This is a genomic window from Delftia sp. ASV31, assembly GCF_016428765.1.
Taxonomy (GTDB): domain Bacteria; phylum Pseudomonadota; class Gammaproteobacteria; order Burkholderiales; family Burkholderiaceae_C; genus Comamonas; species Comamonas acidovorans.
Genome location: NZ_JAELTK010000058.1, coordinates 1 through 23157 on the forward strand (window position 1 = coordinate 1; position 23157 = coordinate 23157).

Here is a 23157-nt window from a genome sequence, read left to right on the forward strand (position 1 = left end):
CCCCCCCCCCCCCCCCCCCCCCCCCCCCCCCCCCCCCCCCCCCCCCCCCCTTTTTAGATGTGTATAAGAGACAGATCGAGCATCGAGCATCGAGCATCGAGCATCGAGCATCGAGCATCGAGCATCGAGCATCGAGCAATTATAACATCAATATATCATTTTCTAGAATAATCCACGTCTTTTTTAGAAGATGTGGATTGTTTTTTTTCAAGTTCCCGATTTTCTACGGCCGAAGAATCCTGGTGTCAGGGCAAATATTTCATCGTTGAAAATTATTCATTCGGCAATCAAGATGTTGAGCTTCAAAAAATCAAAAGTGATCACCAAACTGACCATGGGCTTTCTTGTGGTCTCATGCATTGGTGCATTCATCGGTATCAATGGAATACTGAAGGCAGGGGAAATCAATGATCTCGCAACTCAGATGTACGAGAAGGAACTGCTGGGCCTGTCACAAATATCCGAGGCCAACGTCCAGCTGATCGCGGCGGGCCGGGCCATCAGAAATGCCGTGCTTGCAAACGATGATGAAAGCAGAAACCGGCACACGGACGCCGTGCTGCAAAGGCTGCAACTGCTGAAAGAGGCGCTGAACAACAGCAAGAGGCTTTTTGCCGAGGGCGATGGCAAGGAAAAGCTCAAGTCCATTGATGAAACCCTCGTCATCTATGAAAAGGGTCTGCTGCAGACGATTGAAAGAATCAAGTCAGAGCATCTTTCGGAATCCAGGGAATCGATTGATCTGATCAACAGATTCCGGGTGGAGTCCGACAAGATCGACAGTCTGATGACGGAAGTTGTCAATATCAAGAAGAAGAATGCCAGCTGGCTCAATGACGAGACCGACAGGATCTACGAAAAGATCCGGCTGATGCTCACCCTCCTGACCATCTCCGGCGTGATTGTGGGGGTGGCCATTGGCGTGATCATCACAATTTCCATCACACGCCAGCTGGGCGGAGAGCCGGCAGATGTGGCGCACATTGCGGAAAACATCTCAAGAGGGGACCTGACCTCCAGGATCGACCTGTCCAGGGCACGCCCTGGCAGTGTGATCACGGCCATGCAGGAAATGCAGGTATCGCTGCAACGCATTGTGGCCACCGTGCGCAGCAGCAGCGACAGCATTGCCACAGGCGCCACGCAGATTGATGCAGGCAATGCCAACCTGTCGAGCCGAACGGAAGAGCAGGCCAGCAACCTTGAAGAGACTGCCGCCTCCATGGAGGAACTGGCCAGCACGGTGAAAAGCAATTCCGATGCGGCCATCACCGCCACCATGCTCGCCCAGTCAGCGCGCGATGCCGCAGCGCACGGCGGGGGCATGGCCCGGCAGATGGTGGACGTGATGAATGAAATAAACACGTCCTCCAAGAAAATCGAAGACATCATCAACGTCATTGATTCAATCGCTTTTCAAACCAATATTCTTGCTTTGAATGCTGCTGTCGAAGCAGCCCGCGCCGGAGAGCAGGGCCGTGGTTTTGCGGTGGTTGCCGCAGAAGTTCGAAGCCTTGCAGTGAAAAGTGCAGAGGCCGCAAAAGAGATCAAGTCTCTCATCGAGGACAGTGTTTCCAAGGTCGGCAATGGCCACCAGCTTGCCCAGGCTGCGGGCAGCAGCATTGAAGATATCGTCACCCAGGTCCAGAAGGTATCCAGCATGATCGAAGAGATCAGTGGGGCCACCAGGGAGCAAAGCCAGGGCATCGATCAGATCAATGATGCGATCATCCAGCTGGACCAGGTCACCCAGCAAAATGCCGCGCTGGTGGAAGAGTCGGCAGCGGCGGCCGGAAGTCTCAGCCAGCAGGCGCAGGCCCTGGTTTCGGCAGTTTCCATTTTCAAGCTGGACCCCGCGGAAAAGGAGGCCCCTGTCTTGAGGAAAATCACCTCACCCATGAGACCGCTGAGTCTTTCCGCGTCCTGACGGAAATTCAGACCAGTGCGTCACAGCCAACGGGGAAGCGTTTCTCCTGGCAGGCTTGCCTGCCAGGAGAACGGTGCCTGTTCGCTGGAATTTTGACCAGACGAGCGTTGAATGATGCATGCAGAGAGAAGACCGCCAAGCTGGCAGCCCAGGCGCTGGTATGCCTGCATTTTTTTCGTATGCCTGGTGATCATTGGCGTTGCGGGCGTTTCTCTGCTCTCCAGCTACGAAACGGAGCTACATGAAGAGAATTCGAATCTCCTGCACGCGCTCTCTGCCTCTGCCGCTGAAACCAACAAGATCATTCTTGCCACCTCTTTGGCGGTAGAGAGAGCAGAACAACTTTTGCTGGCACCGGGCCGCCAAGGCGAAATCACGGCAGACCCTGATGCCAGCACCGATATCCGCAATGCATTGATCCAGGAGGTGGCGGCGCTGCCCGGCGTCATCAGCATGAGCGTGCTTGATCGACATGGGAAATGGTCCATTTCCTCACGTTTCAGCAAGCTGCCGCTGTCTCCCGACAACCCCGAGCGCCCCATCTGGAATGCAGCGCTGCAGACAAAGCCTGGCGGCTTCTTCTTGCTGGATTCAAGCAAATCGCCGGTCTTCGATATACCGTCCCTGGTGCTGGGGCGTCCGGTACGTGACTCCAGTGGGGCGCTGACTGGCATTGTGGTGGCCTTCATTGCCGTGGATTCCATTCGCCAGGCATTCGGTTCACTGCTGCTGGATGGCCATCAGGTCATGGTCAGCCTGCCAAATGGCAAAGACTTGGTCAGAATTCCCCAGGAGCATCCGCACATTCTGGACGGGATGGATTCCGGCCTTGCAAAAATGATGGCTGCAGGCGAGGGCATATTGGACGCTGACGATGGCTTTGGACACGGCTGGATCGTCGCCATGCACCACTCCAGCCAAGGCGGCATGGATCTCGCCTATGCCACGCTGGCCGCCAAGGCAAAACTCGCGGCTCCATGGTGGAGGTTTGGAAAAACCATCATGGCATGGGCGGCCATCAGCCTGGCTTCATTCTTATTACTGGCGCAATTGTGGATGCGTGAGCGCAGAAGATCCTATTTTGAGGCAAGGGATCTGGTGCAGGTGCATTCACAGCTGAGGCACCATCTTTTCCATGACCCTGCTTCCGAATTGCTTAATTCAACCGGACTTGAGCAACTTCTGAACAGAACGCAAGCACAGCGGCGTCCTGTTGCCATCCATGTCATCGGTATCGAGCATTTGCAAGTGCTGGCAGATACGCTGGTTCCTGGAATGGACAATCCACTGATCTTGCAACTGGCAAAACAATTGCGCTCCTGTATTGGACAGAATGACGTCGCCGCCCGCCTTGCCATCGAGGAGTTCTGTGTCGCCCAATATGAAGGAGACCCCGATTCCATGGCGAAAACGCTCTCCATCCGACTGGGTGAAAAGCGCTACATGCTGGGTGAGCGCAGCATTTTGCTGTCTGTCTGCGTAGGGACAGCGGTCTGCAAGAACAACGAGGACTGGAATCAGCTGCTGCGCGACGGCCGCGCGGCAATGGAGCGGGCGCGATCCCAGGGACGAGGGCGATTCGTGAAATTCGAGCCTTCCGCCGATGGCCCCATGCAGGAGCAACTGCTGCTGGAGCAGGATTTCCGATCCGCCATCGGAACAAGCCAGTTGTTCATGGCGTACCAGCCGATCTGCCATGTGGCCACGGGAAAGATTTCCGGGTTCGAGTCGCTGATGCGCTGGAACAGCCCGGCCAGAGGGTCTGTCCCGCCAGGCGTCTTCATTCCGATGGCAGAGCGGCGCGGCCTGCTGCTTCCCATCGACCAAATGGTGGAGCGCTCCCCGCTGCTGGTTGCCAACGGATGGCCGTCCGATATCTCGGTGTCCATCAACTGCCCGGCCTTTGAATTTCTCGATCCAGGCATGGCGGTGCAATTGAAGGAACATCTGGACCGCGCCGGCCTGAACCCCGAGCGCTGCTACATCGAGGTGACGGAATCGGCCCTGCTTCAAGATGATGAGCAGGTGCTGTCCGTCATGCGGCAAGTGAAGGCACTGGGCGTGAATCTCGCCATCGATGACTTTGGCTCCGGCCATGCCAGTCTTTCCTACCTGCACCGCTTTCCCTTCAACCTGATCAAGATCGATCGCAGCTTCATACAGGCCATGGACACGGACGCCGGGGCTGCCGCGATTGTCGAGGCCACGCTGGCACTGAGCCGCAGATTGGGCCTTGAAGTCGTCGCGGAAGGCGTGGAAACCACGGAGCAGTTTCTGCACCTGCAGCAGCTCGGGTGCACGTACGTCCAGGGATTCCTGATCGCCCGCCCGATGAACGAGGAGCATGTCCTGCCGTTCCTGGAGAGCTTCAAGCTCAGCGACGTGCTGGAGTGTCCCGCTCAGGCCTGAGCACGGTTGCGGCACTGGGGCACAATCGCGCCCTCAGCAGACGCCGCCTGCGCAAGAGGGCCTTGCCGCCATGATGAAGATCGACTCCACCACCGTGCAGCTTGTGCTTGCGATTGCCGAAGAGGGCAGCATTTCACGCGCGGCCGACAGGCTGCAACTGGCGGTGGCAGCGGCCTCGCGGCGGCTCAGTGACCTGGAGCAGCAACTGGGCGCCAGGCTGTTCAAGCGGCAGCCCCATGGAGTGCGCGCCACCGAGCCTGGCCTCAAACTGCTGGCCCATATCCGCCAGATAGGCAACCTGGTGGAGCGGCTGGAAGCCGACGCCCAGGCGCTGGGCCGCGGGCGCGACGGCCGCATCATCATCGGCGCCCCCAAATCCGCCATCCTGCAGTTCCTGGCTGCCGACATCGCCGTCACCCAGCGGCGCTATCCCCACATCACGCTGCAGGTGATGGAGGAGAACAGCCGCATCGTCCAGCAACTGCTGCGCGACAAGGTCATCGACATCGGCATCTTCGAGAAGACCAGCGGCTTCGTGGATCTGCCACGCTCCGACTACCGCAAGGACAGCCTGGTGCTGGTCTACAGCCGCAGGCATTTCAGCTTTGCCGTCGAGCCTGTGATGCTGGACCAGTTGCTGGACTGCCCCATCGTCAGCCTGGGCCGGGGCTCGGCCATCCTGGCCGCTTTGCGGCGCGCCCACCGCAGCCGGGGCAGGGTGTTTCGCAACGATTTCGCCGTCAGCGGCTTCGACACCATGCTGGCCCTGGTGCGCGAAGGATTGGGTGTGGGGCTGATGCCACCCGGTGTGCTGCACAGCTTCCACCCTGAGCCCGACCTGGGTTGGGCCACCCTGGAAGGCGACTGGCACGAGCGCAGCTACGTGCTGTCCTTCATCGAAGGCCAGGCCCAGGAACAGGCGCTGCGCAACGTCGTCGCCGCCCTGCTGCAGGGCGAACGCGCGATCTGACCCTTCCGGTTTCGCAGATTGCGAAACCAGGCATGCGCCGCACAGGCTTGCCGCGATATCGGCGCCCGGCGACAGTGACTGCACAACAACGATGTGCAGGAGACAGACATGAAACGCCGCGACTTCATCGCGGCCGGCGCCACCGCGCTGGCCGCACCCTGGGCAGGGGCCGCGCCCCCGGCCTCCGAACTGCCCAAGGGGCCAGTCAAGATCCTGGTGGGCTGGGCGCCGGGCGGCGGCACCGACGTATTCGCGCGCATCGTGGGCCAGAAGCTGTCCGAGATCTGGGGCCGGCCCGTGATCGTGGAGAACAAGCCCGGCGCCACGGGCTCGCTGGCGGCCGAATACTTTGCCAAGACCCGCTTCACAGAAGGCATCAACCTGCTGATGGCCCATGTGAACACGCACGCCATCTCACCGCAGATCTTCAAATCCATCACCTATGACCCGCTCAAGGACTACGCGCCCATCGCCCTGATCGGCGCAACGCCCCACATCCTGGTGACCAGCAGCAGGAACGGCCATGCCTCGGTGCAGGAAGTGGTGGAGCTGTGCCGCAAAAGCCCCGGCAAGGTCAGCTTCGGCTCTTCGGGCACAGGTTCGGTGCAGCACCTTGCGGCCGAGATGTTCAACATGGCGGCAGGTGTCAAGAGCATCCACGTTCCCTACAAAGGGTCCGGCCCCATGCAGACCGACCTGATCGGCGGTCAGATCGACTTCAGCTTCGACACCATGACGGCCGCCACTGCCCAGGTCCGCGCAGGAAAAATGCTGGGCATCGCCCAGACCCGCGTGAACCGTGCCAAGGGATTCCCGGCCATGCCCACCATGGACGAGCAGGGCTTCAAGGGCTTTGACGCATCGAGCTGGTACGGCGTCGTCGGCCCGCGCGACATGTCCAGGGAACTGGCCCAGCGCATCAATGCCGACATCAACCGCGTGCTGGCCATGCCCGACGTGGTCAGCCGCTTCGACGGATACGGCGTGGAGGACGGTGGTGGCTCCGTGGACAAGTTCGCGGCCTTCATGGCTGCCGAATACAAGAAGTGGGGCGACGTCGTTCGCGCCGCAAAAGTGACCGAAGAAAGCTGAGGACCCGGCATGAGCAATCCCCAACCCAACCCGCTGCAACTGCCCCTGCAAGGCATCCGCGTGCTCGACGTCAGCCAGGTCATGGCCGGCCCATTTGCCTGCATGCTGCTGGCCGACCTGGGCGCCGATGTCATCAAGGTCGAGCCTCCGGGCACCGGCGACCAGACGCGCGGCGCCATGGGCTTCAAGATGAAGGGCCCGGACAGCATGGGCTTTCTGAACATGAACCGCAACAAGCGGTCGCTGACGCTGGACCTCAAGAGCGAGGAGGGGCGTGAGGCCTTCTACCAGCTGGCCACGACAGCCGATGTCATCGTCGAGAACTACCGGCCAGGCGTGGTCCAGCGCCTGAAGATCGACTATGAAAGCATTCGCCGCATCAACCCGCGCATCGTCTATGTCAGCATCTCGGGCTTCGGCCAGAGCGGGCCCTGGGCCCAGCGGCCGGGGTTCGACCTCATGGCCCAGGCCATGTCGGGCGTGATGAGCGTCACCGGCTACAAGGGAGAGAAACCCGTCAAGGCCGGCGTGCCCGTGGCCGACATCGGTTGCGCACTGTTCGCCACCTACGGACTGCTGGCCGCCTACATCGGCGCGCAGAAGACAGGGCAGGGCCAGCACATAGACGCCTCGCTGTTCGACTCGGCCATGGCTTTCTCGATCTGGGACATGTCCGAATACTGGGGCACCGGCGTGCCGCCCGCGCCGCTGGGCACCAGCAACAAGATGAGCGCCCCCTACCAGGCCGTGAAGGCGCGCGATGGCTACTTCGTCATGGGCGCCACCAACCAGAAGCTCTGGGCCAGGCTGTGCGCGCTGATCGAACGCCCGGATCTGGTGGAACATCCGGACTACGCCACCGTGGCGCTGCGCCTGAAGCACCGCGAGGCGCTGATAGGCGAGCTGGAAGCGGAATTCGCCCACCACGACAGCGCCGACTGGGTGGACCGCATGCTGGAGGCAGGCATTCCCGCAGGCCCGCTGCTCACCTATCCGCAGGCCTTCGAGGGTGAACACGGCCAGCACCGCGGCATGTGCATGGAGATCGACCATCCCATCGAAGGCAAGGTCAAGAACATCGGCTTTCCCGTCAAGATGCTCGGCACGCCCCAGCAGGTGCGCCGCCATCCGCCGCTGCTGGGCGAGCACAACGCAGAAATCATGGCCGAGCTCCAGGCACTGAAGGCCGCCGCATGAGCCCGGCCCTGCATGAATCCGTGGCGCTGGCCGTTCACGCCGGGGGTGCGGCCGAGATCCTCATCGACCGCCCCGAACGCCACAACGCCATGAGCATGCCCATGTACGAGGCATTGCTCACGGCCTTGGAGCGCTGCCAGGCCGACCCAGCCATCCGCTGCGTGATGCTGCGCGGTGCGGGCGGCAAATCCTTCATCTCGGGCACGGACATCGCCTACTTCAAGGACTTCCATGACGGCCAGCAAGGCATTGCCTATGAGGCCTTCGTGGAGCGCGTGATCGACGCCGTGGAGCGCATCGCCGTGCCCACCATCGCCGTCATCGACGGCTGGGCCGTCGGCGGCGGCCTGGCCCTGGCCACGGCATGCGACTTTCGCATCTGCAGCACGGGCTCGCGCTTCGGTGCGCCGATTGCCAAGACGCTGTCCAACACGCTGTCATCACGCAACATCGCGCGCCTGGTGGCCAGCCTGGGCGTGCCACGCGTCAAGCGCATGCTGCTGCTGGCGGACTACCTGTCAGCCGGGCAGGCCGAGGCCTGCGGGTTCGTGCATGCGGTGGTGCCGGCAGATCAATTGCAAGCCCAGGCACAGGCGCTGGCCGAGCAGCTCATGGCCTTGTCGGCAACCACCCAGTCAGCAGTCAAGGAAAGCCTGAGGCGCATCGTCGTGGAGCAGCGGCTGGATGATGAGGATGTGGTTTCTGCGGTTTATGGGAGTGGGGAGTTTCGCGCCGGGGTGGCGGGATTCAACAGGCAATGATTTGAGCCAGCCTTGCCAGAATCTGGCGCAATCCTACAAATTGCTTGGCTAAACTCCACAGCCTGGAAAGAGGCGGTGGCTGCATTCTTGGGCTGAAAGAAAAGGCCGGTTGCTGCGCGTAGCCGCCCCTCAGATCAACGCAGCCCGAGAAATCCCATGCAAATCAAGAAATGCATTTCCGTCCTGCTGGCCAGCAGCTTCATTGCCCCGGCCGTGCCTGCGCTTGCGGGCGAAGAGACGGTGCAACTCATGTCCAATGGCCGCTACCAGACCTACAGCCTGCCCGACGATGCGCAGCAGGTACAACTGGTCGAGACCTTGGCTGGCAACTGCAGCTACAACCAGAACTGGGGCTATGACCTGGGCCGCCGGGAGATGTGGGTCAAGGGCGGCTGCGGCGGGCGTTTTCGCATCCTGACCGGCCTGCCCCAGGGCGCGCAGGGCCAGGAAGGCGGTAGCGACAACACAGGCGCATGGATCGCCGGTGCCGCCGTGGCAGCCATTGCCGGCGCCGCCATTTTGGCGAACAAGCGCGACAAGGACCGCGAGCGTGACCGCGACGACCAGTGGAACGATGACCGCTATCCGGGCCAGCAGCCCGGCTATCCCTCGTGGGGCGGACGGGAGGTGCGGGGCCAGAACGGGCTGTGCCTGGATATATCCGGGGGGCTTCGCCCAGGCAATGGGCTCATCGTCTACCACTGCAGCGGCGGTGAGAATCAGCGTTTCACGTTGACGCGTGATGGCGAGATGCGCGTGGGCGACCTGTGCCTGGACGTGGCCGATGGCAACACCCGCAATGGTGCGCGGGTGATTGCTTGGCAATGCCGCAACCAGCCCAACCAGAAATGGGACTGGAGCCGTGGCCAGATCCGTAGTCGCTTTGCCAACAAGTGCCTGGACATCGAAGGCGGCAATGCCCGGCCGGGCCAGCCCGTGATCGTGTGGTCCTGCGCCGGCGGCCCGAACCAGCGTTGGAACTGAGGGCGCTTGTTGCACAAGCTCTCTCCCGCGCCCGGGCCAGCGCCCGGACGCAACGCCGTTGCGGGCTTACGGCGGCTGGGGCCCTTGCAGTGGCTGGGCCTGATCACTGGCGCCGTACTGCTGGGCGATGCCGTGGTGCTGATGGCACGCGGCATGTTCAATCTGGGCGTGACGCTGCCAGCGGTGCTGGGCCTGCTGTTCATGGCCTGCAGCTTCTGGCGCCCGGCCATTGCGCGCAGGCTACGCGCCAGTGTCTGGCTGCGGCGCGCCTGGTGGCTGGGCTGGGCGGCGTTGGCGATGTGGCTGGTCAGCCTGCTGGTGTTCTGGGCGCACCTGCTGTCCGCCTCGTCCGGGTTGCCACCGGACCAGCCGGTGCAGGCCATCGTGGTGCTGGGCAGTGCCACGCGTGACGGCCAGCCGTCGCTCACGCTGGCCCAGCGGCTGGACCGCGCTGCCGAGCTGGCCGCCCGCCAGCCCAAGGCGCTGGTGCTCACCAGCGGCGGGGTGGACTTTGGGGAAAGCGAGAGCGAGGGCACCATCATGGCGCGCTATCTGCAGCAGCGCCACGGCCTGCCGCCCGAGCGCCTGCTGATGGAGGAACGCAGCACCAGCACGGCGCTGAACCTGGCCTGGAGCCTGCCCCTGCTGCAGGCGCGCGGGGTGGAGCCGCAGGCGGCAATCGCCATTGTCACCAGCGACTTCCATACCCTGCGCGCCGGCTGGATAGCCGAGCGCAGCGGCTACGGCCAGGCCTTTACCGTGGGTGCGCCCACGCCCGTGACGATCCGCGCCAACGCTTGGCTGCGCGAGTACTTTGCGGTGATCAGCGGCTGGGTGCTGGGGGAGTTCTGAGCCGCCTGTGCGATGGGCTGCGGCCTTGCGGATTGGCTCCACAATGTGATTCTTCATAAATCAACAGGAGTGAGACAGTGGCAAGCGAACAGCGTCCTTTCCGGGTTCTGGGCATACAGCAGGTGGCCATCGGCGGCACCGACAAGCAGCGCATGAAGCGCCTGTGGGTGGACATGCTGGGCCTGACTCAGACCGGCACATTCCAGAGCGAGCGCGAGAACGTGGACGAAGACATCCTGGCCATGGGCCAGGGCGCGCACAAGGTCGAGGTGGACATCATGCAGCCGCTGGACATCGACAGGAAGCCCGCCGTCCACACCACGCCGCTGAACCATATCGGCCTGTGGATCGACGACCTGCCGCTGGCCGTGCAGTGGCTGACGGAGCAGGGCGTGCGCTTTGCGCCCGGCGGCATCCGCCAGGGCGCGGCCGGCTACGACATCTGCTTTCTGCACCCCAAGAGCAATGACGAGTTTCCGATCGCTGGCGAGGGCGTGCTGATCGAGCTGGTACAGGCGCCGGCCGAAGTGATTGCCGTCCTGGGCTGAGATACCTTCAGGCGAAAGGCTGGACGCGCCGCTCGGCATGCTCCAGCAGCCACAGCCTTTTTCGGGCGCGCGTCATGGCCACGTACAGGCGATTGCGCTCCAGAAAGGCCAGCGCGTGCGGGGTCGAGGCCGGAAAGCGGCCAGGCTCCATGAAGGGCAGGGCGACATGCTCGTATTCCTTGCCCTTGGCTTCCTCGATGGTGCTCAGATGAAAGTCGAAGCCGCGCTCGGCCCGCACGGTTCGTTCGAAGCGCGTGGCCATGGCGGCCACCTGGGCCAGCATGTCGGGCACGGCCATGCCCGCCACCGAATCCATGAAGGCCTTCACGCGCTGACGCAAGGCCGCCGTCTGGGCCTGCGACAGGGCCACGCCGGCAAAAAGGCCCCAGACATCGGCCTGCTCCAGCAGGCTGCGCGCGTCTGACTGAAGCGCCAGGGGCAGCTGCAAAAAGCTGCCAAAGGCCTGGAAGTTGCGTTGCCCGCCCTGCAGGCTGGATTGGTTTCCCAGGAATCGCCAGATGATCTGCGGGTTGTGCAGCATCTCGCCCGCCATGCGCTGGGCCAGCGTATGACGGCTTGACGGATCGGCCATGTCGGCACCATCCACGCTGCCCTTGCCGTAGAAAAGCGCACCTTCCACAAAGGCCGCCAGGATCTCGCTGCCCAGCACGCTGGTCTCGGCCTTCCAGGACAGCGCCTGCATGCCATGTGCATAGCAAAGGCCCAGCAGCAGGGCAATCTCGCGCTGCAGGTAAAAACGCTTGAAGCCGTAGAAGCTGGCGGACTTGCCGGCGCGGTGGATGGCCCATTCCAGCGCGCAGGCATCTTGCTCATGGCGCAGGATCACGGTCAGCGAGGGATTGCGCGCGCCGGGCGACGGTGGCTCACCCGGCGCCGCCGTTGGCGTGCCGCGGGCCAGACCGGCCTGGATCTGCAGCAGCTGGTCAATGCACTGGCTGTCATCGGTGTGCTGCAGTTGCTGCACGGCGCTGAAGCGCGTGGGAGCCGCAGTCAGGCCAACGTTGAACAGCGCATTGACTGCCTTGGCGATCTGCGGGCCAAAGCGCCGCGACTGGGTCAGCGCCAGCGTGGCCGTGGCCTGGGGCAGGAAGTCATCGAGCTGGTGGAGCTTGTCGCGGAACACGGACCAGGCCTGTGCCTCGATGTGCTGGTTGAAATCGCCTGCGCCCAGGAAGGCGCAGCCGCTGGTTCCGACCAGGGCGCGCAGCAGTTGCAGCGAGGCCGGGTCCAGGTCATGCATCTCGTCAAACACCACCAGGTCGTAGCGCGGCAGGTCCAGCGCCTGGCCCTGCAGGACGTCGCTGGCCAGTGCATGGCTGCAGTCGCCTTCGGCGTAGTACAGCGGGTCGCCGCAGTGGTCGATGCGGCGGCGCTCGTACTCGAAGAACAGGCCGGCCATGCGGTAGTCGAGCAAATACTCCTCGCAGAAACTGGCCAGTCCCATGCCTTCCTCGGCCAGGCGCTGGGGCATCAACGACTTCTTGGCGCTGAGGTTGAAGTCCCAGAAGGCGTCCAGATCCAGATCGCCGGGCTGCTCGAACAAAGGGTCGGGCTGCCAGGCCAGCCGCTCGCACAGCGCGGCATGTGCCTCGCGCACACGGGCCTGCAGTGCCACGCGGTCGGCCAGAAAGCGGGCCGCAGGGTCGCGGCGGCGGATCTGCTGGGCCGCCCAGCGCTCCACCGTGGTGATCTGTACCTGGGGCGGCACTTCGCGCACCAGTTGCTTGAGCCGGTGGTGAAAGGCCGCTACGCCGGAGCGCGAATAGGCCAGCACCAGGATGCGCTGGGCCTGGCCGCTGCGGCAGGCCTGAACCACCTTGCAGGCCAACGTGGTCGTCTTGCCCACGCCTGCCAGCGCCGCCACGATGGCCGAACGTCCCTCATGCGCCAGGATGGCCTGCTGCTCGCGCGACAGCAGCAGCGGTTGGCCGTGATCGGTGGGAAATTCCAGGGAGCGCAGGGACATCGGAGCGAATCGGGGGAAAGTGGTGGAAAGCGGGTGGAAGCACGGGCCGTGGCAATGAAAACCGCCGTGGCGACGACGGCGGGCACCCATTGTGGTCGTTTTGGAGAGGCATCTGGCAGGTATTGGGAATCAAGGCCGGCGCCCGCTTGCACATCTTTTTCGGCCTGCATCGGACAATTGAGCGATGTTGGCCGCCAATGGCTGCGCGCTTGCGACATGAAGCATGCAGGCAGAAAAACTTCTGCCAAAACGCCGCGAACATCGCTCAAAAATAAGCGAAGTTCGCTCTTTTTGCAGGCCATGAAAATAGAGCAACTATTTTTGCCAAGGAGCCGGCTTTTTCATTCCCAAGGCTTTTTTTGCTCATCAGAATGAAAAAAGCAGACCCACAGAGGAGTTTTTGATGACCGCCTGCAGCACCACCCCAACGACTTCCGCCACCTCCGCACAGCCTGCGGCCGGCAGCCCATTGCAATGGCACGCACGCCCCTCCAAAAGCGACACGCTGCCGTTTGAAGGCGCCTGGAGCGTGCAGGCCATCCAGGAACTGCTGGACAAGCCCTTCATGGACCTGATGTTCCAGGCCCAGAGCGTGCACCGCGAGCACTGGCCTGCGGGCGACATCGAGCTGGCCACGCTGCTGTCGGTCAAGACGGGCGGATGCCCGGAGAACTGTGGCTACTGCCCACAGGCGGCAGAGTTCGATACCGGCGTCAAGGCGGAAAAGCTCATGAGCGTGGACGAAGTCACGCGGGCCGCCCAGGCCGCCAAGGACGCGGGCGCCACGCGCTTTTGCATGGGCGCGGCCTGGCGCGCGCCCAAGGACCGCGACATCGAGAAGATGAACGAGCTGATCGGCGCCGTGAAGGGTCTGGGCATGCAGACCTGCGCCACGCTGGGCATGCTCCAGCCACATCAGGCGCAGTCGCTGCGCGAAGCGGGCCTGGACTACTACAACCACAACCTGGACACCGCGCCCGAGTACTACCAGGACGTGGTCAGCACGCGCCAGTACCAGGATCGCCTGGACACGCTCAAGGCCGTGCGCGGCGCGGGCATCAGCGTGTGCTGCGGCGGCATCATCGGCATGGGCGAGGCGCCTGTGCACCGCGCGGGCCTGATCGCCCAGCTGGCCAATCTCAACCCCCATCCCGAATCCGTGCCCATCAACAGCCTGGTGCGCGTGCCCGGCACGCCGCTGGCGGACAGCGAGCCTGTCGATCCGCTGGACTTCGTGCGCGTGATCGCGGTGGCGCGCATCACCATGCCCACGGCGCGCGTGCGCCTGTCGGCGGGCCGGCAGCAACTGGGCGACGCCGTGCAGGCCCTGTGCTTCATGGCTGGCGCCAATTCCATCTTCTACGGGGACAAGCTGCTGGTCACCGGCAACCCCGATGTGGAAGCCGACACCACGCTGCTGCGCAAGCTGGGCCTGAGCGGCACGCGGACCTCGGTACAGGAGTGAGCTTTTTGAGCTTTTGAGCTCTTTTGAGCCAGCGGCTCAGGACTGCGGCCGGCCGCTGCCTTGCACGGCGGCGGCCGCATCGTCGTCGCCGGCATCGAGCAGCCGGGCCGCACGGTTGCTCAACGCGGAATCCGCACGGAAATAGCCCAGCACCGTATTGACGCTGCTGTGCCCCGTCAGCGCCATGGTGTCGGGCAGGGGCACGTTCTGGCGCCCGGCCTCGGTCACAAAGCCCGAGCGCAGGGAATGCGCCGAAAAATCTCCCTCCACGCCCGCCAGCGCGCAGCGCTGCTTCACGATGTCGCGCACGGCCGCCGGCGACAGGGGCTCGCCCACATGGCCGCCCTTGCGGATGCGCCGGAAGATCGGCCCTTCCTGTATGGCGGCGGCACGCAGCCAATCGGCCAGCGCCTGGGCCGCGCGCCCGGTCACGGGCTTGTGGTTCTCGGGCACATCCCGCCCGGACTGGTTGGTCTTGGAGTGCGCCAGCGTGTAGATGAATTCCTGCGGCCCCACGGCGCGCAGGTGGCGCATGTCGGCCCCGGCCACCTCCGAGCGGCGGCGCCCGCCGCTGGACCAGGCGAACAGCAGCAGGGCGCGGTCACGGCGGCCGCGCAGGCTGTCATCGCAGGTCTGCAGCAATTGCTCCAGCAGGTCGCGCGTCAGCGCATCCTTTTTGGCCGGCTGCTCGCCGCGCCGCGCATAGGCCTTGCGCGTGCGCGACATCAGCTCGCGCACCGCGCCGTCCTGGCAAGGATTGGCCAAACCGTGCACCTGATGGGCCTTGGAAAGCACCGCCATGCGGTGCACCAGCGTGTTGTGCGACAGGGGGCCTTCGCGGGCCTTGTATCCGGCCTCGACCAGGGCGCGGTCCATGTGCGCCGGCATTTCACTGGCCAGGCCCGCGCCCGTCTGCCGCTGGGCGTGGTCGATGATGAACTGCAGCACGCAGGGCACATCCAGCGGCAGCTGCATCTGCCGCTCAAAACGCAGCGCATGCCAGGCGGCCCAGTAGCGCATCGCACTCTGGTAGCTGTTTCTGGTGTTGGTGGATTCGCCCTCGCGCAGCAACTCGCGCACGGCCTGCTGGGCGGCAGGCTCCAGCCCTGCAGAGGGCAGGGTGCTGCCTTGCTGTGTGTCTTCCAGAGGCTGGTCTTGGGGAATCAGCGAAAAGGGGCCGTTGCGCATCCGTGGATTGTCGCCCGACGCAGCAGGACCGCCCGCCACGGAGCCTGCGGCCATGCAGGCCATGCAAAGTTCAGTTTCCAAGCTTTCCAGAGGCTGCGGCGGCCCTTTGCCTGGGCAAAGCCGTGTAATGTACGTATCCATACCGTATGAAAATTTCATATGTAATATTTAATACATCTAACATATGATGTATTACGTAGAATTAAAATAACTCACGATAACAACCACTTATCGTTGGTAATCTGGAAAATAGTTCACGATATGCAGAAAACATCCACCCGCGGCGTGCAGGAAGCCGATGTCTGGGCCGCGGCAGACGCCTTGATCGCCCAGGGCCTGCGGCCGACCATCGAACGCGTGCGCCAGCAAATCGGCCGAGGCTCGCCAAATACCGTCAGCCCGATGCTGGAGACCTGGTTTGCCACCCTGGGCCAGCGCCTGGGCGTGGCGGCAGGGCAGGGCGAGCTGCTGCCCTCGTCCGTGCCCGATCCCGTTCAGCGCTTGGCGCAGCAGCTTTGGGACGCTGCCCAGGAAGCCGCCATGGAAGCCGCCCGCGCCGCGCTGCAATCGCGCGAGGAAGCAGCGCAGGCCACGCAGGCCGAGCTGCAGGAGCAGCAAGAGCAAATGGCGCGGCGCGAGGCGTCCATGCAGGCGCAGAAAGAGGCCATGGACCAGGCCCTGCAAGTGGCTCAGGCGCAGTCGCAGGACTTGTCGCGCCGGCTGGATGAAATGCAGCAGCAGCTGCAGGACCGCGACGAGCGTCTGGAGGAAATGCGCGATGCGCTGGCCGAAGCGGCCCGCCAGCGCGAGGCGCTGCAGCAAAAGCATGGCGAGGAAATGCAGTCCGCCGCGCTGGAGCGCCAGCGCATGGCCGAGCAATACGCGGGCAATGAGCGCCACATGCTCAACGAAGTGGACCGTGCACGCCAGGAACTGGCGGCTGCGCGCAAGACAGCCACCGAGCAGGAGCGCAAGGCAGCGACCCGCCTTGCAGAGCTGCAAGGCCGCTATGAAAAGAGTGAGGAGGAGCAGTTGAGCCTGCACTCCCAGTTGCAGACCGCCCAGAATGCGGCCGCCCTGGCGCAGGAGCGTGCGGCGGACCTGCGCAGCCTGCTGGAGGCGCAGCAGCGATTGGCCGCTGGCGGTGCCTTGCCGGATGCCGGCACGGGGCTTTCGCTGGGCCGGCGCGGCAGCCTGTCCGCGGCGCGCCGCTCCATGACGCGCCTCAAGGACAGGAGAGGCTAGGGCGTATCGCCCAGGCCAAGGTCAGGCCTTGGCGCGCGATTTGCCTGGGGGCGGCCGATGTCTGCGCATGGCCTGCGTGATGCTGTCTACCGTTCCACGCACATGCGCGCGCACTTCGCGCTCCATGCGATCCGGGTCACCGGCCTGCAGGCTGGCCACCAGTTGCTGGTGGTGCTCCTGCAACTTCGGCGAGGGCTCGTTGTTTTCCAGCCAGATCCGCATCAGCGGCTCGACCACCGAATGCAGGGCCGAGATCTGCTCGCACAGGCGCGGGGCTGCGCTGATGCGGCAAAAGCGCTCGTGAAAGCGCCGGTGCACCGTGATCCATTCCGACTGGTCACTCTCGCAGCGCTTCATTTTCAAAAGCAGATCCTGCAGGTCGTCCACAACCGCCTGGGTGCAGCGCCTGGCGGCCATGGCTGCGGCCAGGCCTTCGAGCACGGCACGCATCTCGAAAACCTCGATGACCTCGCTCTCGGAAAGCTCCCGAACGATCGCGCCCCGGTTCGGCGGCATGACCAACAGGCCTTCCGCAGTCAGCCGGCGCAAGGCCTCGCGGACCGGCATGCGGCTCATGCCGATGGAGTTGGCGATGTCATCGGCCACCAGCCTGTCGCCCGGCTTCAGCAGCCCCATGCGGATGCCATGAGAGAGGTGTTGGTAGGCCTCTTCGTGGGCGCTGGTCTGTGCCGCATCGGGCGAGGGGGTGGCAAGTGGCGGCATGGTGATGTTTCTGGGGTGGGCGGAGCCCGGTCGTCATTTTAGGTTTGGCTGTCAGGTTCCAGGGCGCACTCTGATGGTGCATTGTGTATGGCCAATCCAGGCATGGTGATTGCTTGGGTATCTTTGGAAAAATTGGATACAAAGATATCAGGATACGGTAATCTCGAGGCTGCCATCGCGCCCTGCGTCGATGGCGGTTCGCTGCAAGCAGCGTTGGCAGACCGGCCCCCCATTCATTGCCCGAAATCCAAGTCCCAGCAACACAAGGAAGAAGAACCGTTATGCGTAATTTCCAGAATCCTGGCCGTTCCGTCGTCATGTCCACGCACGGCATGGCGGCAACCTCGCACCCGGCCGCCACCCAGGCCGCTGTTCGCATCCTGGAGGCCGGCGGCACCGCCATGGATGCCGCCGTCGCGGCCTGTGCGGTCCAGTGCGTTGTGGAGCCTGGCTCCACCGGCATTGGAGGAGACTGCTTTGCGCTGTACAGCGAGAAGGGCTCCGACCGGATCACGGCCTACAACGGCGCCGGCTGGGCGCCCCAGGCCACCTCCCTGAAGGCCGTTCTTGCCTCGGGCGAGGAAAAGCAATTGCGCCGCCAGTCGCCCTACGTGGTCACGGTGCCTGGCGCCGTGGACGCCTGGGTCGCCTTGACGGAGCGGTTCGGCCGGCTGCCCATGGGCCGCCTTCTGGAAGATGCCATCCGCTTCGCCGAGCAGGGCTATGCCGTGGCGCCGCGCGCCGGCACCGACTGGGCCATGCACACGCAACTGCTGGCCGCCACCACCGCGCGCGACATCATGCTGGTCGATGGCCAGGCACCGGCCATCGGATCGGTTCACCGCCAGCCGCAGTTGGGCGCCACCTTGCGCAAAATCGCCGAGCAGGGCCGCGCCGGCTTCTACGAGGGAGAGGTCGCGCAGGACATCGTCTCCTATCTGCGCAGCCTCGGTGGCGTGCACACGCTTGAGGACTTCTCCACCTATCGTGGCGAGTTCGTGCAGCCGGTCAAGAGCAGGTTCCGAGACCATGTGGTGCACGAGTGCCCGCCTCCGGGCCAAGGCATCATTGCCCTGCTGCTGCTGAACATTCTGCAGGGCCTGGAGCCGGGCACGGACCCGCTCTCGCCCGAGCGGCTGAAGGCCGAGATCGATGCCACGCGCATGGCCTACCGGGTGCGGGATGCGCTGCTGGCCGATCCGCGCTTCGCCGATGTGGACATCGACTATCTGCTGTCGCAGGAGCTGGCCGGCCAGCTGCGCAACGGCGAGTTCCCGGAGCATTTCAAGACCCCGGCGACCAATGCGGCAGCTGAGCACAAGGACACGGTCTACATCTCGGTGGTGGACAAGGATCGCAACTGCGCCAGCTTCATCAACTCGATCTTCCACCCCTTCGGCTCCGGCCTGATGGCGCCCAAATCAGGCGTGCTGCTGCACAACCGGGGCCAGAGCTTTGAACTGGCTGAGGGCCACCCCAATTGCATCGGGCCCGGCAAACGGCCCCTGCACACCATCATCCCCGGCATGACCACGAAGGATGGCCGCGTGGAGCTGGTGTTCGGCGTGATGGGCGGCCACTACCAGGCCATGGGCCATGCGCACTTTCTGTCCAAGGTGATCGACTACGGCTGCGATATCCAGGCTGCCAGCGATCTGCCCCGGCTGTTCCCCATTCCCGGCACCGACAAGGTCGAGGTTGAAAGCACCTTGCCGCAGCATGTCGCGCAGGCGTTGGAGCAGCAGGGCTACCAGTTGGTGGCGCCCGGCTATCCTGCCATCGGCGGCGCCCAGGCCATCCGGGTGGATTGGGACAACGGTGTGCTGCACGGCGCATCCGACCACCGCAAGGACGGCTGCGCCATGGGCGCCAACCGCTCCTGACGGACGGCAGCCTGCGCGCTGGCTCCAGGCTGTCGTGACAGCGAAGGGGCCGGCGCGGCTTTCAGTGCGGATTTCAGCGCAGATTTCAGTCGGCCTGGTTCGCCTGGAGGATGCCTGGAAGCGTGCGCAGGATGTGGGCGCGCATCAGGGCCTCCACCTTTGCGCCATCCCTGGCCTTCAATGCGCCTATGAGTTCTTCGTGCCTGTCGTGCACGTAGTCCGTCGATGGCTTGCCCTCCAGCCACACCCGCATCAGGGGCTCGGAGACTGAGTGCAGGGACGCGATCTGCCGCATCAGCTGGGGAGCGTCGGCAATGGTGCACAGGCGCTCGTGGAACTGGCGGTGCGCCGTGATCCATTCCGATGCATTCAGTCCGTTGCGGTGCATGCGCTGCAGCAACTGCTCCAGATCGTGGATGTCATTGGTGGTCACGTTCTCGGCCGCCAGGGTGGCCGCCAGGCCCTCCAGCACCGCGCGCATGGCGAACACCTCGCGCACCTCTTTTTCGGTCAGCACCCGGACCACCGAGCCACGGTTGGGGCGGTTGACGATCAGCCCCTCCGTGGCAAGGCGGTTCAGCGCCTCGCGCACGGGCATGCGGCTGGTGCCAATTTCGGCCGCGATGTCATCCGGTGCCAGCCGCATGCCCGGGCGCAGTTCGCCCGTGCGTATGCCGCGCTTGATGTGTTGGTAGGCCTCTTCCTGTGCCGTGGCATGGACAGTGTCAAACGAGGCGCGTCGGTCGGTCAGCATGGTTTATCCGGTGTCTTTCGCCCCGGGCAGGGGGCCCGCCGATTCTACGGGGACCTGCCTGCGCCTCCCGGACCCCGTTTGTGCCGGTTTCCACGCAGCCATGCCGGTGCAGGTGGTGGCAAGAGGCGGTTTTCCCTAGAGCTGGTTCGATTATTGCTTGCTAGTCTTCTGCATGATTGGATACAAATATCTAAATATCTATGCATTTTCCCCATGGCAGCCGGAACCTGTTCCTTCGCCATGCCTGCTCTCCAACCTGATGAAGACCATGCCTCTCCAAACGCTCCGCACTCCCCTGGCCACGGCCCTGCTGTCTGCCCTGGCCCTTGTCGCATCCGCTCAAGCCTCTGCCCAGGGGGCCGGCGCCTGGCCCAGCAAGCCCATTCGCATCGTCGTCCCCTTTCAGGCCGGGTCCGCCACGGATCTTTTGAGCCGGCAGGTTGGCGCCGGGCTGAGCAATTCATTGGGCCAGCCCGTGCTGGTGGAAAACAAGCCGGGTGCCGCCGCCATGATCGGCAGCGACACCGCCGCCCGGGCCCCGGGCGACGGCTACACCCTGCTGATGAGCGGGCCGGCCTCCATGGTCACCAACCGTTTTCTGTACAAGAAGCTGAGCTACAACCCGGACGCCTTCGAGAAGGTGGCCATCGTGGCGGTCACGCCCAATGTGCTGCTGGCGAATCCGTCCCTGCCGTTCAGTACGCTGGCTGAGATGGTGGCCTATGCCAAGGCAAACCCCGGCAAGCTGACCTATGCATCCTTCGGGGCCGGCACGACCTCGCACATGGCTGGCGAGTTCCTGCGCCAGGCCGCCGGCATCGACATAGTGCATGTGCCCTACAAGGGTGCGGCCGAGGCCATTCCGGCCCTGATATCGGGCCAGGTCTCCCTGTACTTCGACACCATCATGACCGCCTTGCCCCAGGTGAAGGCCGGCAAGCTGCGGGCCCTGGGCGTATCGACCGCAAGCCGCGCCGCCATGGCCCCGGACATCCCGACGATTGCCGAACAAGGCTATCCGGGCTTTGACATCGCCCCGTGGTACGGCATCGTGGCCAGCCACGGCACGCCGCCGGCCGTGGTCTCCCGGCTCAACACCGAGATCAACAAGCTGCTGAACACGCCGGAGTTCCGCGAGCGCCTGGTGGCCACCGGCGCTGAAGCCCGTGGCGGCAGCGTTGCCGACTTCGAGGCCTTCGTCAAAACCGAGGTCCCCCGCACGGAGAAGCTGGTGCGGCAGGCCGCAATCGCGCTGCAGTAACCGGACCGGGGCCGCGGGGGCAGGGCGGTGGGTTGCCTGCCGTGCGGTGCAGATTTCACCTATGCAGGGCGATGCTTCTGGACCGGGATGATTCGCTGTCCAGCCGAAAGCCTGCCACCACGTCCGCCAGTTGCGCGGCCTGCTGCTGCAGCGACTGCGCCGCGGCCGTGGCCTCTTCGACCAGGGCCGCGTTCTGCTGGGTGGACTGGTCCATCTGGCTGACGGCGGTCCCGATTTCGGCAATGCCCGTGCTCTGTTCCTGGCTGGCATTGCTGATCTCGGTGACGATGGCGGTCACGCGCTGCACGCTTTCCACCACCTTGCCCATGGTGGCGCCCGCGTCCTGCACCAGGCGGCTGCCGGCATCGACCTGGCCCACGGAGTCGTCGATCAGCGCCTTGATTTCCTTGGCGGCCGTGGCGCTGCGCTGGGCCAGCGTGCGCACCTCGGAGGCCACCACGGCAAAGCCCCGGCCCTGTTCGCCGGCGCGGGCCGCTTCCACGGCGGCGTTCAGCGCCAGGATGTTGGTCTGGAAAGCAATGGAGTCGATCACGCCGATGATGTCGGCAATGCGGTGCGAGGACTGCTCGATGCCGCCCATGGTGCGCACCACCTGGTCCACCACGGTGCCGCCATGCGTGGCGATGTCCGAGGCGCTGCTGGCCAGCTGGCGCGCCTGGCGCGCATTCTCGGCGTTGTGCTGCACGGTGGCAGTGAGCTGCTCCATGGCGGCAGCCGTTTCCTCCAGCGAACTGGCCTGCTGCTCGGTGCGTGCCGACAGATCCTGGTTGCCGCTGGCGATTTCGGTGGAAGCATGGCGCACGGTCTCGGACGATTCCCGGATGCGCACCAGCACCGAGGCGATCTTGTCGGTGAAGTGGTTGAACGCGCGCGCAATCTGCGTCAGTTCGTCGTTGCCTTGCACCGACAGGCGGCGCGTGAGATCGCCGTCACCCGAGGCGATGTCTTCCAGCGCATCGCGCACCACGGCCAGCCGGCGCGTGACGCGGGCGATGACGGCGCCCAGCAGCGCAATCGCCAGGATCAGCGAAATGGCAACGATGGCGCCCGACACCTTGAGCAGCGAACCCAGCGCGGACAGCGCCTCGTCGCGCTGCACGGCCACCACCAGTTGCCAGTTCGTGCCGGGCACGCCCTGGCCGTAGAGCAGGAAGTCCTTGCCGCCGACGGCCGTGCGCATGCCGGTGTCCGCCTTGGGCAGGGCCTGGATGGCGTCGGCACGCAACTGGGGCGAGAGCGCGGAGACGGGCTTGAGCGTGAGTGCTGGATCGGGATGGGTGACGATGGCGCCCGCCTCATCCACCAAGAAGGCAAAGCTGCCCGGCGTAGGCCGGATGGCGCCCACGGTGCGCACCACGGTGGTCAGCAGCACGTCGGTGCCGACCACGGCGACGGGATTGCCGGCAGGGCCCACGGGCTCGGCAAAGGTCACGCCCACTTCGGGTGGAGAGACAAACAGATAAGGCGCCGTCACGATGGGCCTGCCTTCCTTGAGCGCCTGCCTGAACCAGGGGCGGGCCGTCACGTCGTAGTCGGCAGCCATCTCGTTGAGGAAGAACATGCGCTTGTCGGTGTAGCCGAAGTAGGCGTCCGAGAAGCCGCCGCCGTCGCGCAGCGCCTGGACCACGGCACGCGGGTCCGGCGTATCGACCGCCTGCGCCAGGGTATGGGTCAGCAGGCGCTTGGTCGCCACCCATTCGCCCAGAACCTGGGCCTGGGCGTTCACCAGTTGGCGGCTCTGGTCGTCGAGGGTGGACAGCACATGGCGCTGCACCGTGAGGAAGTTGGCAATGGCCAGGGCCAGCATGGCCACGGTGACGATGGCCACGCTGAGCGCGATGAGTCGCGCACGCAGGGACTGGAACATAGAAGAATTACTTATTGCAAGAA

General features: G+C 64.3%; 19 protein-coding genes. 14 read left to right on the forward strand and 5 right to left on the reverse strand.

Going from position 1 to position 23157, the window contains the following annotated elements; translation table 11 throughout:
- Window positions 1-265: 265 nt before the first annotated feature.
- The 9 genes from JHD82_RS19500 to JHD82_RS19540 all read left to right on the forward strand — a co-directional run bounded on the left by JHD82_RS19500 (window position 266) and on the right by JHD82_RS19540 (window position 10740).
- On the forward strand, window positions 266-1927 hold the full coding sequence (locus tag JHD82_RS19500; RefSeq protein WP_233174809.1) for a methyl-accepting chemotaxis protein: 1662 nt from the start codon (window positions 266-268) through the stop codon (window positions 1925-1927).
- A 111-nt stretch (window positions 1928-2038) separates the two neighbouring features.
- Window positions 2039-4336, forward strand: a complete 2298-nt coding sequence (locus JHD82_RS19505; RefSeq protein ID WP_199138226.1) for a bifunctional diguanylate cyclase/phosphodiesterase — start codon at window positions 2039-2041, stop codon at window positions 4334-4336.
- 70 nt (window positions 4337-4406) lie between these two features.
- Window positions 4407-5306 (forward strand): LysR family transcriptional regulator, encoded by a 900-nt coding sequence (locus tag JHD82_RS19510; RefSeq protein ID WP_199138228.1) that lies wholly within the window; start codon window positions 4407-4409, stop codon window positions 5304-5306.
- A gap of 108 nt (window positions 5307-5414) precedes the next feature.
- Complete coding sequence (locus JHD82_RS19515; RefSeq protein WP_199138230.1) at window positions 5415-6398, forward strand: tripartite tricarboxylate transporter substrate binding protein; 984 nt, start codon at window positions 5415-5417, stop codon at window positions 6396-6398.
- 9 nt (window positions 6399-6407) lie between these two features.
- Window positions 6408-7595 (forward strand): CaiB/BaiF CoA-transferase family protein, encoded by a 1188-nt coding sequence (locus JHD82_RS19520; protein WP_199138232.1) that lies wholly within the window; start codon window positions 6408-6410, stop codon window positions 7593-7595.
- The gene (locus JHD82_RS19525; protein ID WP_199138234.1) at window positions 7592-8356 is read left to right on the forward strand and encodes an enoyl-CoA hydratase; all 765 of its coding nucleotides are present in this window, start codon (window positions 7592-7594) and stop codon (window positions 8354-8356) included. The genes JHD82_RS19520 and JHD82_RS19525 overlap by 4 nt, the downstream gene beginning before the upstream one ends.
- A gap of 156 nt (window positions 8357-8512) precedes the next feature.
- Window positions 8513-9340 carry a lectin gene (locus tag JHD82_RS19530; RefSeq protein WP_012205601.1) on the forward strand — a complete coding sequence of 276 codons (828 nt, stop codon included), beginning with the start codon at window positions 8513-8515 and terminating at the stop codon, window positions 9338-9340.
- 9 nt (window positions 9341-9349) lie between these two features.
- On the forward strand, window positions 9350-10192 hold the full coding sequence (locus JHD82_RS19535) for a YdcF family protein (RefSeq protein WP_199138236.1): 843 nt from the start codon (window positions 9350-9352) through the stop codon (window positions 10190-10192).
- A gap of 77 nt (window positions 10193-10269) precedes the next feature.
- Window positions 10270-10740 (forward strand): VOC family protein, encoded by a 471-nt coding sequence (locus tag JHD82_RS19540; protein WP_199138238.1) that lies wholly within the window; start codon window positions 10270-10272, stop codon window positions 10738-10740.
- Window positions 10741-10747: 7 nt separating this feature from the next.
- Here the strand turns inward: JHD82_RS19540 and JHD82_RS19545 are convergent, their stop codons facing one another.
- A complete protein-coding gene (locus JHD82_RS19545) occupies window positions 10748-12727 on the reverse strand; it encodes a UvrD-helicase domain-containing protein (protein WP_199138240.1) in 1980 nt (659 codons plus the stop codon).
- Between the two features lie 48 nt (window positions 12728-12775).
- On the opposite strand from JHD82_RS19545, the gene JHD82_RS19550 reads away from it, so the two are divergent.
- Window positions 12776-13102, forward strand: coding sequence for a hypothetical protein (locus tag JHD82_RS19550; protein WP_199138242.1), 327 nt, complete (start codon window positions 12776-12778; stop codon window positions 13100-13102).
- Between the two features lie 28 nt (window positions 13103-13130).
- Window positions 13131-14192 carry a biotin synthase BioB gene (gene bioB / locus JHD82_RS19555; RefSeq protein WP_012205605.1) on the forward strand — a complete coding sequence of 354 codons (1062 nt, stop codon included), beginning with the start codon at window positions 13131-13133 and terminating at the stop codon, window positions 14190-14192.
- Between the two features lie 36 nt (window positions 14193-14228).
- Here bioB and JHD82_RS19560 read toward each other — a convergent pair whose 3' ends face one another.
- Window positions 14229-15380, reverse strand: coding sequence for a site-specific integrase (locus JHD82_RS19560; protein ID WP_199138267.1), 1152 nt, complete (start codon window positions 15378-15380; stop codon window positions 14229-14231).
- A gap of 261 nt (window positions 15381-15641) precedes the next feature.
- Here JHD82_RS19560 and JHD82_RS19565 point away from each other — a divergent pair, with 261 nt between their 5' ends.
- Window positions 15642-16625 carry a DNA-binding protein gene (locus tag JHD82_RS19565; protein ID WP_199138244.1) on the forward strand — a complete coding sequence of 328 codons (984 nt, stop codon included), beginning with the start codon at window positions 15642-15644 and terminating at the stop codon, window positions 16623-16625.
- Window positions 16626-16646: 21 nt separating this feature from the next.
- On the opposite strand, the gene JHD82_RS19570 is transcribed toward JHD82_RS19565, so the two are convergent.
- Window positions 16647-17348, reverse strand: coding sequence for a GntR family transcriptional regulator (locus JHD82_RS19570; protein WP_199138246.1), 702 nt, complete (start codon window positions 17346-17348; stop codon window positions 16647-16649).
- 281 nt (window positions 17349-17629) lie between these two features.
- On the opposite strand from JHD82_RS19570, the gene JHD82_RS19575 reads away from it, so the two are divergent.
- Window positions 17630-19231 (forward strand): gamma-glutamyltransferase family protein, encoded by a 1602-nt coding sequence (locus JHD82_RS19575; RefSeq protein ID WP_199138248.1) that lies wholly within the window; start codon window positions 17630-17632, stop codon window positions 19229-19231.
- An 85-nt stretch (window positions 19232-19316) separates the two neighbouring features.
- On the opposite strand, the gene JHD82_RS19580 is transcribed toward JHD82_RS19575, so the two are convergent.
- Complete coding sequence (locus tag JHD82_RS19580) at window positions 19317-19985, reverse strand: GntR family transcriptional regulator (RefSeq protein ID WP_199138250.1); 669 nt, start codon at window positions 19983-19985, stop codon at window positions 19317-19319.
- Window positions 19986-20253: 268 nt separating this feature from the next.
- On the opposite strand from JHD82_RS19580, the gene JHD82_RS19585 reads away from it, so the two are divergent.
- Entirely contained in the window at window positions 20254-21246 is a 993-nt protein-coding gene (locus JHD82_RS19585; protein ID WP_192366883.1) for a tripartite tricarboxylate transporter substrate binding protein, read from the forward strand.
- A gap of 55 nt (window positions 21247-21301) precedes the next feature.
- Here the strand turns inward: JHD82_RS19585 and JHD82_RS19590 are convergent, their stop codons facing one another.
- Window positions 21302-23134 (reverse strand): methyl-accepting chemotaxis protein, encoded by a 1833-nt coding sequence (locus JHD82_RS19590; RefSeq protein ID WP_065345819.1) that lies wholly within the window; start codon window positions 23132-23134, stop codon window positions 21302-21304.
- Window positions 23135-23157 lie beyond the last annotated feature (23 nt).